We start from the raw sequence: 11,561 nt of genomic DNA on the forward strand, positions 1-11,561 counted from the left end.
AATCTCCAGGTTCAGTGGGCATTCGCCGCATCGAGAAATGCCGGGCGTTCACCGCCGCCGTGCACGGCCAGGTCGGCGCCGCTGACGTAGCGGGCCAGGGGCGAGGCGAGGTAGAGGCAAGTGTCGCCGATGTCGTCAGGCTCGGCCAGGCGGCCCAGGGGGATGGTCGCCGCCACCTGGGCCACCGCCTGGTCGTCGCCGTAGTGCAGGCCGGCCTGTTCGGTGAGGATCAGCCCGGCAGTCACTGCATTGACTCGCACCTTCGGTGCCCATTCCACGGCCAGCGAGCGGGTGAGGTTGAGCAGCCCGGCCTTGGCGGCGCCATAGGCGGCGGTGCCGGGGGAAGGGCGGGTGGCGCTGACGCTGCAGATGTTGATGATGCTGCCGCCCTCGGGCTGTGCCTGCATCACCCGGTTGGCCAGCTGGCAGAGGTTGAGCGGGGCCAGCAGGTTGAGGCGGATGATCGATTCGGAGAAGCGCGGCGAGGCACTGGCCGCATCGGCATAAGGCGCGCCCCCGGCATTGTTCACCAGCACATCGAGGCGGCCGAAACGTTCCAGGATGCTGCCCATCAAGCGCTCCAGCTGCTCCACATCGCGCACGTCGCAGGGCAGGAACAGCGCCTCGCGGCCAGCGCGCGCCGGCAGCCGCTCCGGGGCCTGGCGGCCGCAGATCACCACGTGGGCGCCACACTCCAGGAATCGCCGGCTGATGCCTCTGCCCACGCCCTTGCCACCACCGGTGACCAGGACGACTTTGTCGTGAAAGCTCAAGGGGTCGTGCATGGGGAAGCCTTGTCGTCAGGGAAATGCCCCCGATCCTAGGCGCCGCTGCGGCTCGGGCCTACGTCCAAAGGGACTATTGCCCCCGCGTAGTCCTCTCGGACGATGTTGCGCTGCAGCCCCCTCTGAATAATTCCGGCACAACAATGAGCCGGGAGGTTTCCCCATGGGCGCACCAGCGCAAGGGCACAAGGTCACGCTAGCCAGCGGCCTGCAGCTGCACTACCACGACACAGGCATAGGCGAGCCGGTCGTCTTCATCCACGGCAGCGGCCCTGGCGCCAGCGGGCACAGCAATTTCAAGCACAACTACCCGGCCTTCGCCGCCGCCGGCCACCGCGTGATCGTGCCCGACCTGCCTGGTTACGGGGCGTCCGACAAGCCGCTGAGCGATTACACCCTGGACTTTTTCGTCGACGCCCTGCTGGGCCTGCTCGACGCCCTGGACATCCCGCGCTGCACCCTGGTGGGCAACTCCCTGGGTGGCGCCATCGCCATCGCCATCGCCTTGCGCCACCCCGAGCGGGTCACCCGCCTGGTGCTGATGGCCCCCGGCGGCCTGATGGACAAGGCCCAGTACTACCTGCAGATGGAAGGCATCCAGCGCATGGCCGCCGCGTTCGCCAGCGGTGAGCTGCGCGATGCCAGCGCGATGAAGCGCCTGCTCAGCCTGCAACTGTTCGACCCGGCGCTGATCGACGACGAAACCGTGGCCGAGCGCGTGGCGGTGGTCGCCGAGCAGCCCCCTTGCGTGCTCTCGACCATGGATGTGCCGAACATGGCCGAGCAGGTGGCGCAGCTGGCCTGCCCGATCCTCGGCTTCTGGGGCATGGACGACAAATTCTGCCCGGCCTCCGGCGCGCAGACGCTGATGCAGGCCTGCCAGCGCATCCGCTTCGTGCTGTTGAGCGAGTGCGGCCACTGGGTGATGGTCGAGCACCGCGAGCTGTTCAACCGCGAGTGCCTGGCGTTTCTCGCGGAGGGCCGGCCATGACCGCGCAGCTTCGCCAGCACTACGGCGACGAGCTCTACCAGGCCCTGACCGAGGGCCAGACCCTGGCGCCGTTGACCGAGCGCTGGCCAGACATGACCCTCGAGGATGCCTACCACATCTCCCTGCACAGCATGCAGCGCCGGGTGGCCGCCGGCGACCGGGTGATCGGCAAGAAGATCGGCGTCACCTCGGCCGCCGTGCAGCGCATGCTCGACGTGCATCAGCCGGACTTCGGCTTCATCACCCGCAGCATGGCCTTCGACGACGGTGCCGACATTTCCCTGGCCGAACAGCGCCTGATCCAGCCACGCGCCGAAGGCGAGATCGCCTTCGTGCTCAAGCACGACCTGGCCGGCCCCGGCGTGACGCAAGCCGATGTACTGGCGGCGACCGACTACGTGAGCGCCTGCTTCGAGATCGTCGATTCGCGCATTCACGGCTGGCGCATCCGCATCCAGGACACGGTGGCCGACAACGCCTCCTGCGGCGTGTTCGTGCTCGGCAACCAGCGCATCGACCCACGCACCCTGGACCTGCCCAACCTGCACATGCGCGTGTCGAAGAACGGCCAGCCCCTGAGCGAGGGCCTGGGCTCGGCCGTGCAGGGCAACCCGCTGACCGCGGTCGCCTGGCTGGCCAACACCCTCGGCGCCTTCGGCATCCCCTTCAAGGCCGGCGAGGTGATTCTCTCCGGTTCGCTGGTGCCGCTGGAGCCGGTGCAGGCCGGCGACCAGTTTTTCCTGACCATCGACGGCCTGGGCAGCGCCCAGGTGTCCTTCCGTGCCTGACCAAGGAGCAAGGCCATGAGCCAGAAACTGAAAGCGGCCATTATCGGCCCGGGAAACATCGGCACCGACCTGCTGATGAAAATGCTGCGCTCCGAATGGATCGAACCGGTGTGGATGGTCGGCGTCGACCCTGAGTCCGAAGGCCTCAAGCGCGCTCGCGAGATGGGCGTGAAGACCACCGCCGAAGGCCTCGACGGCCTGCTGCCGCACGTGCTGGACGACGATATCCGCATCGCCTTCGATGCCACCTCGGCCTACGCCCATGCCCGCAACAGCGAAAAACTCAACGCGCTGGGCGTGGTCATGATCGACCTCACCCCGGCGGCCATCGGCCCGTTCTGCGTGCCGCCGGTCAACCTCAAGGCGCATGCCGCCCAGCTTGCGATGAACGTCAACATGGTCACCTGCGGCGGCCAGGCGACCATCCCCATGGTCGCGGCGGTGTCGCGCATCCAGTCGGTGGCCTACGGCGAGATCGTCGCCACGGTGTCCTCGCGCTCGGTGGGGCCGGGCACGCGGCAGAACATCGACGAGTTCACCCGCACCACCGCAGGGGCGGTGGAAAGCATCGGCCGCGCGCGGCGCGGCAAGGCCATCATCGTCATCAACCCGGCCGAGCCGCCGCTGATGATGCGCGACACCATCCACTGCCTGACCGACGACACCCCGGACCAGGACGCCATCCGCGCCTCGGTGCTAAGCATGGTCAGCGAAGTGCAGCGCTACGTGCCCGGCTACAAGCTGGTCAACGGCCCGGTGTTCGACGGCAACCAGGTGTCGATTTTCATCGAGGTGGAGGGCCTGGGCGACTTCCTGCCCAAGTCGGCCGGCAACCTCGACATCATGACCGCCGCCGGCCTGCGCACCGCTGAAATGTTCGCCGAAGAAGCCCACAAGGGCGCCCTGCAATTGCCCGCCCGTTGAGGAGAGTGACCATGAACCTGCAAGGCAAGAACGTGCTGCTGCACGACATGAGCCTGCGTGACGGCATGCATGCCAAGCGTCACCAGATCAGCATCAAACAGATGGTCGAGGTGGCCACCGGGCTGGACGCGGCCGGCGTGCCGCTGATCGAGATCACCCACGGCGATGGCCTGGGCGGCGCCTCGTTGAACTACGGTTTGCCGGCGCACAGCGACGAGGAATACTTCAGTGCGGTGATTCCACGGCTCAAGCAGGCCAAGGTTTCGGCCCTGCTGCTGCCGGGGATCGGCACCCTCGACCACCTGAAGATGGCCCATGAACACGGCGTTTCGACCATCCGCGTGGCCACCCACTGCACCGAGGCCGACGTGTCCGGCCAGCACATCGGCATGGCGGCGAAGATGGGCCTGGACACCGTGGGCTTCCTGATGATGGCGCACATGGTCAGCGCCGATAAGCTGCTGGAGCAGGCGCGCCTGATGCAGAGCTATGGCGCCAACTGCATCTACTGCACCGACTCGGCAGGCTACATGCTGCCCGATGAAGTGAGCGAGAAGATCGCTGTGCTGCGCGCGGGCCTGGAGCCGGGGGTTGAGGTGGGCTTTCATGGCCATCACAACCTGGGCATGGCCATTGCCAACTCATTGGCGGCGATCGAGGCGGGCGCGGCGCGCATCGACGGTTCGGTCGCAGGGCTGGGCGCCGGGGCCGGCAACACGCCGCTGGAGGTGTTCGTCGCCGTGCTCGAGCGCATGGGCGTGCACAGCGGCGTGGACCTGTACCGGATCATGGATGTGGCCGAGGACCGCGTGGTGCCGATGATGGACCAGCCGATCCGCCTGGACCGCGATGCCCTGACCCTGGGCTACGCCGGGGTGTACAGCTCGTTCCTGCTGTTTGCCAAGCGCGCACAGCTCAAGTACGGCGTGCCGGCGCGTGAGCTGCTGGTGGAGCTGGGGCGCCGCGGCACGGTGGGTGGGCAGGAAGACATGATCGAGGACCTGGCCCTGACCCTGTCCCGTGCGCGCGGGGTGCTGCCAACCTGAGGCGGGCGTTCGCTGGCGTCAGCTACGCTGCGCCAGCACCCCCATGGCCATGAAGATTGCCGCGATCGCCCGCGCTTCGTGCAGCTCGCCGCTGGCGACCAGGGCGGGGATCTGCGCCATCGGCAGGGTCAGGCATTCCAGAGGCTCGGGTTCATCGCCGGCCAGCCGGGTGCACGGGCTGAGCTGTTCGGCCAGCACTACCCGGCAGCGATGGCCCAGGTGGCCAGGCGCCAAGGTCAGGTCGCCCAGTTCGGTCAGCCGCGCACTGCGCAGCCCCACCTCTTCGCCAAGCTCGCGCTGCGCCGCCTGCAGGTAGCTTTCGCCAGCCTCGGCGCCGCCCTTGGGCAGGCCGAGCAGGGTGCCTTCGACCCCCACCGCGTACTCGCGGACCATCAGCACATGCTGGGGGTCTGGCATCGCCACCAGCAGCACCGAGCGGTAACCGGTGCCGTTGAGGCGCTCGTAGATGCGGCGCTGGCCATTGCTGAACTGCAGGTGCAGCGCTTCGATCTGGAAATGGCTGCTCTTGGCCAGCAGCTCGGTCTTGAGGATGGTAGGGCTCTGGCGCATGGGGCGGGCCTCTGGCGACGGTAAGCGACAGGCCTACTATGGCGCGGCCAGGGGTGGCTGCCATCGTCCGGGCGGACGATGGCAGCCTGGGCTCAGCCGAGAGTGGCGACGCTGCGCAAGATCAGCCGCACCAGCATGGTCTGGCGGGTGACGCCGGTCTTGGAGAAGGTCGAACGCAGGTGCGCGCGCGAGGTGTTGCGGCTGATGCCCAGTTCCTCGGAGGCTTCGTCGAGGGTCAGGCCGTTGGCCAGGAGCATGGCCAGCTGGGTTTCCGCCGGGGTGAAGTCGAACAGGGCGCGGACGATTTCCTGGGGGGCGGAGCTCTGCTGCTCCGGGTCGCTGATGAAGATCACCACGGCGGGGCATTGCTTGCCCTCGCTCCAGGCCGCCAGCGGCACCGAGCGCACGATGATGCCAAGGTCGGCGCGGCCGGACGGGCGGGTGACGCGCATGGCCTCGACCACCGTGGCCTGGTTGCCCTTCTGCGAAAGCATGGCCTGGCGCACCAGGCGGCGAAACTCCTGGGTGTCGCGGGCGCTGCCGACCTGCAGGCCATCGTTGACCTGCTTGATGCCGTCCTTCTCCTGCAGCAGCCGTTCGGCCACCTGGTTGGTCTGCAGCACCTTGCCGGTTTCGTCGAGGATGATGGTGCCCACGGCCATCTGGTCGACCGCGCCGGCATACAGGTTGCGTTCGATCTCGATGCGGTTGAGCTGCATGTGCACCTTGATCGATTGCTCAAGGTGCGGGATGAAGCGCGCCAGCAGGGTTTTTTCGGCGCTGACGAAGGGCGGGTCGTCGCGCCCGCGGCTGATGCGCAGGCGGCACTGGGCGCCGTCGCTGGTGTTGATGTCCACGCCGAGGATATGGAACACATCCACCGGCTCGAGGAAGTTGCGAAAGAATTCCGATTGCCGCAGCTCGGCCTCCGGCAGGTAGTCGCTCAGGGCCACGACCTCGCTGTTGGGCAACCCGATGAACGGGTCCAGGGCGTAGAAGTGCTTGTTGTAGGAGTTGGTGGCTTCGCTGGAGGTGCCGTTGGTGCTGACCATCAGGCCATCCACCTGGCTGCTGGGTGGGCGCAGGATGAAGGTGACGTACTTGCTGTCGAGGAGCCGATTGAGCTGGTTGAGGAAGGTGACCCAGGGGATGTTTTCCATGGGGCCCTGATAGAGCTGACCGACCAGCTCGCTGAAGTCTTCCAGGGTGAGACTCTGCATGAAGGCGTACCGTTTATTATTATTAGCACTGGCGTCGGCGAGCATAAACGGTGTCCTTGTTTACGCGCAATGTCCTGTTACAGGCCCGATCAGCGGTCGTTTCGTAGCGCTGATCGGGTGCCAGGGGGCAGCTGTCAGGCGCGCTCGGCGCCACACACATCAAAGTGCTTGCGGGTACGGGTTTCGTCGCCAATCAGCGCAATATCGGTGTAGAACTGCTCGTACCAGCGGCGCAGCTGGTACACCGGGCCGTCGCCGTCGCACAGCAGCGGGTTGTCGACGCGGGTCTTGCTGTGCCAGATCGCCACATCCTCGTAGAACGCTGCCTGGGCCTGGGCGACATAGGCCTTGGCGATGGCCTGGTTGTCTTCTTCGCTCAGCCCCGGGATCTTCTTCACCAGCACGCCATAGCGCAGGGTGAAGCTGTTCAGATCGATCGGCACGTGGCAGTTGAGCAGCACCGAATGGATCGGCTGGTCGCCCATGGCGCCGGTCATTTCGGTGATCTGGTAGGCCGGGCCGTAGTAGGTGGCGACGGTGCTCAGCACGCTGTCACCGGAGAGCCGCGCACTGCGTGCACGCATGATCTGGGTGGCGGTGTGGCCTTCGAAGACGTTGCTGAAGGCATCGATCGGCGCGCCGTGCACGGTGTCGAAGTGGGCCATGTCGGCGATGTTGTCGATCAGCTCGCGGCAGTTGGTGTCGATTTTCAGCTCGGCGATTTCCCACGATGCCCATTGCGCGTCGTGGCAGGCATCGATGCGCGGGATGGCCTGCTCGGCGATCGGCGCGTTGCCTTCGGGGTCGTTCCACACGAACAGCAGGTGGTTCTGCTCCATGATCGGCCAGCGCTTGACCTTGGCCCGCGGCGGGATGCGCTTGGCGTAGGGGATGTCGTCGCACACGCCGTCGGCGTTCCAGCGCCAGCCATGGAACGGGCAGCGGATGGCGTTGCCTTCGACGCAGCCGGTACTCAGGTCGGCGCCCATGTGCGGGCAGTAGCCGTCGAGAATGTTCAGCTGGCCGTCCTCGCCCTGGAAGGCCACCAGGCGTGTGCCGAACACGTCCAGGCGGTGGGCCTTGCCGTCGCGGTAGTCGGCGGCCAGGCCCAGGCAGTGCCAGCCGCGCGCGTAGCGGTCCTCCAGCAGCTTGGCTTCGATACGGTGCAGTGTGCTCATGTTGTTGTTCTCCGGTTCTTCTCAGGGCCGCACAGGCGGCGCGGCCGACGGTACGGTGCACCCAAGCGATTCTGCCGCGCGTGGCGGGGCGGTCATCGTCTGAACGGACGATGGCCGCCGACAGCAGGGCCGATTTACTGGCAGCCATCAGCCAGTGGCAGGAGAACGTGATGGCGGGACGGGTAGCAGTGATCACCGGTGCGGCCAGCGGCATTGGCCGCGGGCTGGCCGAGCATGCGGCGCAGCTGGGCCTGCGCCTGGTGCTGGCGGATGTCGATGCGCCGCGCCTGATGGCGTTGGCCGCGCAGTTGCAGGGGCAGGGCGCCGAGGTGCTGGCGCGGGTGACCAACGTGGGCGACGCCGAGCAGATGGCGCAGTTGCGCGAGGCGGCCCTGGCGCGCTTTGCCGGCGTCGACCTGGTGTTCAACAACGCCGGCGTGATGCAGACCGGTTACAGCTGGCAAATAGACGCCGGGCAGTGGCAGCGCATCCTCGACATCAACCTGCGTGGGGTGATCAACGGCATCCGCTGTTTCGTGCCCTTGCTGCTCGAGCAGGGGCGCCCGGCCCACGTGGTCAATACCGCGTCGCTGGCGGGGCTGGTGTGCAGCCCATTGATGGCGCCGTACACCGTGACCAAGCAGGCCGTGGTGGCGCTCAGCGAAACCCTGCATTACGAGCTGGCACAGTTGGGTGCGCAGGTTTCGGTGTCGGTGCTCTGCCCGGGCGCGGTGGCCAGCGCGATCATGGACTCCGACCCGGTCGAGGCCGGCCCGGCAGCGTCGTTCAGCGCCGCGCTCGACAGCAGCATTCGGGCTGGCATGAACCCGCGCGAGCTGGCCGCGCTGGTGTTCCAGGCCGTGGATGAAAAGCGCTTCTGGATCCTGCCGCACAAGGCGTTCAAACCAGCCCTGGAGCGGCGCCTGCGCAGCGTGCTCGACGAAACCAACCCGACTTTCGCCATGCCCGAACTCGAAGGGGACAGCCATGCCGCTCGATAACCAGATTGCCGCCGTGCTGCAGGGTTTCAGCGCCCAGGGCGAGCCCGATTACGCCACCCTCGATGCCTGCCAGTACCGCCTGTATGCCGACAACCTGATGCCGCCCTTGCCGGGTGCGGACATGGCCGAAGTGCGCGATATCGAAGTGGGCGGCGCCCAGGGCATGCTCGCCGCGCGCCTGTACCGCCCGTTGGAGCGCGATGGCCTGCCCTTGCTGGTGTTCTTCCATGGCGGCGGTTTCGTGATCGGCAACCTCGACACCCACGACAACCTGTGCCGGACGCTGGCGCTGGAGACGGGTGCGGTGGTGGTGTCGGTGGCCTATCGCCTGGCACCGCAGGCGCGCTTCCCGGCGGCGCCGCACGACTGTTACGCCGCGACCCGGTGGCTTGTCGAACATGCCCAAGCATTGGATGTGGACGCCGGCCGCCTGGCGGTGGCCGGCGACAGTGCCGGTGGCAACCTGGCCATCGCCGTCTGTCGCCTGGCCCGTGAACAGGGAGGGCCGGCGATCCGCCACCAGTGCCTGTTCTATCCGGTGACCGATGCCGCGTGCGCCAGCGCGTCCTACGCCCAGTTCGCCGAGGGTTACCTGTTGTCGCGGGCCATGATGGGCTGGTTCTGGGGGCAGTACCTGGCGCATCCGCAACAAGCTGAAGACCCCCTGGCTTCGCCGCTGCGCGACGACAACCTCCAGGGCCTGCCGGCCACCACCTTGCTCAGCGCCGAATACGACCCGCTGCGCGATGAAGGCGAGGCCTTCGCCGAACGCCTGCAGGCAGCCGGGGTGAGCGTGCGCCTGCAGCGCTGCGACGGCATGGTGCACGGCTTCATCAGCCTGGCGCCGTTCGTCGACGCCGCCGCGCAGGCCTTGCAGGGCGCCGCTGCGGACCTGCGCCGAGCACTGGGTTGAGGCCCGCCGGCCTCGTCCGTTTGGACGAAGCCGGCGGGCGGCGGCGGTTCTAGGCTGGCAGCTCACCCCTCGTTGCGTTTAGAGGCATGGCCATGAAAACAAGAAAAGTTTGCCTGACCCTGATCGTTTCTGCCTTCGTCGCGGCCTATGTGTCGGCGATGGTCAAACCCTTGCCCCAGCGCATGGCCTTCTACTGCCAGCCTGGCTATCAGTCGTGCTACATGCCGGCGCTCGGGGCCATGCGCTTGTTGCCTTGAGCAACCGCAGCCGCCGGGCCGGCCTGGAATCGTCGCAATCGCGGCCGGTGGCCGCTCATGGAGAAGGGCATCAATGAACAATGACAACACCCATGCCGCGCGCTGGGATGCCGCCTACGACGTGGTCGTGGTCGGCTCCGGCGCCGGCGCCATGACCGCGGCGCTGCGCGCCCATGACCACGGCCTGTCGGTGCTGATGGTGGAAAAGGCCGCCGAGTACGGCGGCACCACGGCGATCTCCGGCGGCGGCATCTGGGTGCCCTGCAACGCGCAGATCGAAGGCCTGGGCGGCAGCGATTCACCCGAGCAGGCGCGCAGCTACCTGCGCGCCACGGTTGGCGAGGACTACGACCCCGCCCGCATCGACGCCTACCTGGAACACGGCCCGAGGATGGTCGGCTACCTGGCCGCCCGCGCCCAGACGCACTTTCACGCCGTTGCGCGTTACCCCGACTACTACCCCGAGCGCGAAGGCGGCAAGCCGGGCTACCGCACCATGGAGCCGGCCGTCTTCGATGCGGCCCGCCTGGGCGATGAATTCCAGCGCCTGCGCGCCTCGTCGCCAGCTACCCTGATCGCCGGGCGCATCGCCATGACCCAGGTAGAGGCGCACACCATCGTCACCAAGGAGCCCGGCTGGCTGTGGCTGACGGCGCGCCTGGGCCTGCGTTACCTCGCCGACCTGCGCTGGCGCCGGCGCACCCCGCGCGACCGCCGCCTGACGCTGGGCAACGCCCTGGTCGCGAGCTTGCGCGCAGCGATGCAGGCCAGGGGTATCGAGCTGTGGCTGCAAACGCCGATGCGCAGCTTGTGCAGCCAGGGCGGCAAGGTCACCGGGGTGGTGCTCGAACGCCAGGGCCGGGCGGTGAACGTGCAGGCCACTGCCGGAGTGATCCTCGGCTGCGGCGGCTTCGAGGCCGACCAGCTCATGCGCGAGCAGTATTTGCCCGGCCCCACCAGCGCCCAATGGACGGCAGCGCCGCCGATCAATAGCGGCGACGGCATCCGCGCAGGCCTTGAGCTGGGTGCCGATGTGGCGCTGATGAGCCATACCTGGGGCGCGCCGACCGTGCACGTTCCCGGCGAGGAAAAGCAGCGGGCGCTGTTCGTCGAGCGGGCGTTCCCGCGCTGCATCATGGTCAATGGCCAAGGCCAGCGCTTCGTCAACGAGGCGGCGCCTTACCCGGACATCATCTACGCCATGTACGCCGACCAGGCGCGTAACGGCGCCAACGTGCCTGCCTGGCTGATCTTCGATGCCGAGTACCGCAAGCGCTACCCCTGCGGCGTGCTGTTGCCAGGCACGGTGCAGCCGGACAGCAAGATCCCCGATGGCTGGCTGGACAAGGTGATCTACCGCGCCGACAGCCTGGCCGCGCTGGCCGCCAAGATCGGCGTGGATGCCCAGGGCCTGGCGCAGAGCGTGCAGCGCCTCAACCAGCAGGCAGTCAAGGGCGTGGACACCGATTTTGGCAAAGGGGACAGCCTGTTCGACCGCTACTACGGCGACAGCCACTGCCGGCCCAACCCCTGCCTCGGCCCGCTGGAGCGGGCACCGTACTACGCGCTGCGCATCGATGCGGGCGAGCTGGGTACCAAAGGCGGTTTGCGCACCGATGCGCAAGCGCGGGTGCTGCGCCCGGATGGTTCGCGGATCGAAGGGTTGTACGCGATCGGCAATACCAGTGCGGCGCTGATGGGCAAGACCTATCCGGGCCCGGGTTCGACCATTGGGCCGGCCATGACCTTTGGCTACATCGCGGCCAATCATCTGGCGCAGGCGATAGGGCAGGGGCAGCCTGAAGTGGCCGCCGAAGCGGGCCTGCACTGAACCTTGTGCGCCCCGATCACGGGCCTGGTGCGTGATCGCGGCAGCGCCATACCGGCC

The 11,561-nt window shown here is 67.5% G+C and carries 12 protein-coding genes; 8 read left to right on the forward strand and 4 right to left on the reverse strand.

The window, feature by feature from the left end; genetic code table 11:
• Positions 1–11: 11 nt before the first annotated feature.
• Entirely contained in the window at positions 12–785 is a 774-nt protein-coding gene (locus B3E94_RS06910; protein WP_286912860.1) for an SDR family oxidoreductase, read from the reverse strand.
• 163 nt (positions 786–948) lie between these two features.
• Here B3E94_RS06910 and B3E94_RS06915 point away from each other — a divergent pair, with 163 nt between their 5' ends.
• Genes B3E94_RS06915 through dmpG form a run of 4 tightly spaced genes read left to right on the forward strand, consistent with a single transcriptional unit; the run spans position 949 to position 4,534 of the window.
• Positions 949–1,776 carry an alpha/beta fold hydrolase gene (locus B3E94_RS06915; RefSeq protein ID WP_286912862.1) on the forward strand — a complete coding sequence of 276 codons (828 nt, stop codon included), beginning with the start codon at positions 949–951 and terminating at the stop codon, positions 1,774–1,776.
• Complete coding sequence (locus B3E94_RS06920) at positions 1,773–2,564, forward strand: fumarylacetoacetate hydrolase family protein (protein ID WP_286912863.1); 792 nt, start codon at positions 1,773–1,775, stop codon at positions 2,562–2,564. The genes B3E94_RS06915 and B3E94_RS06920 overlap by 4 nt, the downstream gene beginning before the upstream one ends.
• Positions 2,565–2,579: 15 nt before the next feature.
• On the forward strand, positions 2,580–3,488 hold the full coding sequence (locus B3E94_RS06925; protein WP_176516708.1) for an acetaldehyde dehydrogenase (acetylating): 909 nt from the start codon (positions 2,580–2,582) through the stop codon (positions 3,486–3,488).
• A gap of 11 nt (positions 3,489–3,499) precedes the next feature.
• On the forward strand, positions 3,500–4,534 hold the full coding sequence (dmpG, locus tag B3E94_RS06930; protein WP_176516710.1) for a 4-hydroxy-2-oxovalerate aldolase: 1,035 nt from the start codon (positions 3,500–3,502) through the stop codon (positions 4,532–4,534).
• Positions 4,535–4,552: 18 nt separating this feature from the next.
• On the opposite strand, the gene nudE is transcribed toward dmpG, so the two are convergent.
• From nudE to B3E94_RS06945, 3 genes are all read right to left on the reverse strand, one after another.
• Positions 4,553–5,104 (reverse strand): ADP compounds hydrolase NudE, encoded by a 552-nt coding sequence (gene nudE / locus B3E94_RS06935; RefSeq protein ID WP_176516712.1) that lies wholly within the window; start codon positions 5,102–5,104, stop codon positions 4,553–4,555.
• A 92-nt stretch (positions 5,105–5,196) separates the two neighbouring features.
• Entirely contained in the window at positions 5,197–6,324 is a 1,128-nt protein-coding gene (locus tag B3E94_RS06940; RefSeq protein ID WP_176516714.1) for a helix-turn-helix transcriptional regulator, read from the reverse strand.
• A 134-nt stretch (positions 6,325–6,458) separates the two neighbouring features.
• On the reverse strand, positions 6,459–7,502 hold the full coding sequence (locus B3E94_RS06945) for a Rieske 2Fe-2S domain-containing protein (protein ID WP_286912866.1): 1,044 nt from the start codon (positions 7,500–7,502) through the stop codon (positions 6,459–6,461).
• Positions 7,503–7,672: 170 nt separating this feature from the next.
• Between B3E94_RS06945 and B3E94_RS06950 the strand changes: the two genes are divergently transcribed.
• The 4 genes from B3E94_RS06950 (at position 7,673) to B3E94_RS06965 (ending at position 11,504) form a co-directional block, all read left to right on the forward strand.
• A complete protein-coding gene (locus B3E94_RS06950) occupies positions 7,673–8,503 on the forward strand; it encodes an SDR family NAD(P)-dependent oxidoreductase (RefSeq protein ID WP_286912868.1) in 831 nt (276 codons plus the stop codon).
• The gene (locus B3E94_RS06955; protein WP_286912870.1) at positions 8,490–9,416 is read left to right on the forward strand and encodes an alpha/beta hydrolase; all 927 of its coding nucleotides are present in this window, start codon (positions 8,490–8,492) and stop codon (positions 9,414–9,416) included. Before B3E94_RS06950 ends, B3E94_RS06955 begins: the two co-directional genes overlap by 14 nt.
• A gap of 92 nt (positions 9,417–9,508) precedes the next feature.
• Positions 9,509–9,673: a hypothetical protein gene (locus B3E94_RS06960; protein ID WP_176516722.1), complete on the forward strand. Its 165-nt coding sequence runs from the start codon at positions 9,509–9,511 to the stop codon at positions 9,671–9,673.
• Positions 9,674–9,746: 73 nt separating this feature from the next.
• Complete coding sequence (locus B3E94_RS06965; RefSeq protein ID WP_286912871.1) at positions 9,747–11,504, forward strand: FAD-dependent oxidoreductase; 1,758 nt, start codon at positions 9,747–9,749, stop codon at positions 11,502–11,504.
• Positions 11,505–11,561: the final 57 nt, after the last annotated feature.

The organism is Pseudomonas sp. UBA6315 (assembly GCF_002438125.1).
GTDB lineage: Bacteria > Pseudomonadota > Gammaproteobacteria > Pseudomonadales > Pseudomonadaceae > Aquipseudomonas > Aquipseudomonas faucium.